The following is a 1324-nucleotide window of genomic DNA, read 5'->3' on the forward strand; positions in this document are numbered from 1 at the left end:
TTATTTGAAGGATTTAGGAATAACGCTTATTTGGGTTTGTCCGATATTTAAGTCGCCAATGGATGACAATGGATATGATATTTCAGATTATTATGATGTGAATCCTGAATTTGGGACAAAGGAAGATTTGGAGAGATTGATTGCGGAGGCTGAAAAAAGAGGAATAAAAATAATTCTAGATTTAGTAATTAATCATACTTCTGATGAGCACGAGTGGTTTTTGGAAGCGTTGAGAAATCCTGAAAGCAAGTACAGAGATTACTATATTTTTAAAAGAGGAGAAAACGGATTGCCACCAACAAACTGGAGAAGCCATTTTGGAGGTTCTGCCTGGGAAAAAGTTGAAGGGGAAACAGATGAAAACGGGAATGAAATGTATTATCTGCATTTATTCTCAAAAAAACAGCCTGACTTAAATTGGGAGAATCCTGAAGTTAGGGAAGAGCTTTACAAAATGGTAAATTATTGGATTGAAAAGGGAATTGCTGGATTTAGAGTTGATGCAATTAATTCGATAAAAAAAGATGCGAGATATTTGGATTTGCCTGTTGATGGAGCGGATGGATTCGCCTACAGTATTAAATATACGTTAAATCAACCTGGAATTGAGGAATTTTTGGGTGAATTAGCGAAAAAAACTTTTAAAAAGCATAATTGTATGACTGTGGCTGAAACGCCGTTGTTGGAGTATGAAAGATACAATGATTTTATTGGTGAAGATGGGTTCTTTTCGATGATTTTCGATTTTAGTTATTCTGATTTGGATATGACAAAAGGTGGATTTTACTATTCATTACGAGATATTCCAACTGTGGAATTGAGAAATAAGATTTTTGAAAGTCAGTTGACACAGCAAAAATACGGATGGGGAGCACCATTTTTGGAAAATCACGATTTACCAAGAAGTTTGAATAAATTTTTCGGTAAAAAAGCAAATATTTTGAACGCTAAACTACTAGCAAATGTGTTTTTTTTCTTGCGAGGAACACCGTTTATTTATCAAGGTCAAGAAATTGGAATGGATAATTTTGTGAGAAATGATATTTCTGAATTTGATGATATTGCAAGTAAAGACCAATATCAACGGGCTTTAGGAGAAGGATTTTCATCTGAAGAAGCGTTGCATTTTGTAAATAAACGAAGCCGTGACAATTCAAGAACGCCTATGCAATGGGATAGTAGCAAGAATGCTGGATTTTCAAAAGATAAAGACTCAAAATCATGGATAAAATTAACAGGGAGCCAAGCCACAACAAATGTAGCAGACCAAATAAATAACAAAGATTCAATTTTTTCACATTACAAAAAAATGATTGATTTGAGA

Annotated in this window: 1 protein-coding gene; it reads left to right on the forward strand. The window is 33.8% G+C overall.

Features of this window, described 5'->3' with window-relative positions; translation table 11 throughout:
• The coding region (locus tag Q0370_RS11600; RefSeq protein WP_299575899.1) for an alpha-glucosidase at positions 1-1324 on the forward strand (1324 nt) is incomplete at both ends.

The sequence above is a fragment of the uncultured Leptotrichia sp. genome (assembly GCF_938036635.1).
Taxonomy (GTDB): domain Bacteria; phylum Fusobacteriota; class Fusobacteriia; order Fusobacteriales; family Leptotrichiaceae; genus Leptotrichia; species Leptotrichia hongkongensis.